The organism is Blastococcus sp. KM273128 (assembly GCF_021698975.1).
GTDB lineage: Bacteria > Actinomycetota > Actinomycetes > Mycobacteriales > Geodermatophilaceae > Blastococcus.
The window spans coordinates 1-210 of sequence record NZ_SSXA01000235.1 but is presented as its reverse complement, the minus strand read 5'-3'; the positions used below and the strand labels follow the sequence as shown (position 1 = coordinate 210).

Genomic DNA, 210 nt, shown 5'->3' with positions numbered 1-210 from the left:
CCGCGTTCGGCGCGGACACCGATCCGGCGGTGATCGCCGCCGCCGAGGCCGCGGTGCTGCCCGGCGCGGCCGGGCTGGGGCTGGGCCGGCTGCGGGAGGCGCTGCGCGCCCAGCTGCTGGCCCGCGACGCCGCCGCGGCCGAGCGGCGGCGGAAGGTGCGGCAGCGGGCCGCCGATGTGACCGTGCGCCCGGTCGGGGACGGGATGAGCG

Annotated in this window: 1 pseudogene; it reads left to right on the top strand. The window is 82.9% G+C overall.

Going from position 1 to position 210, the window contains the following annotated elements:
• Positions 1-210, top strand: a pseudogene (locus tag E9529_RS21705) (HNH endonuclease); the annotation flags it as partial.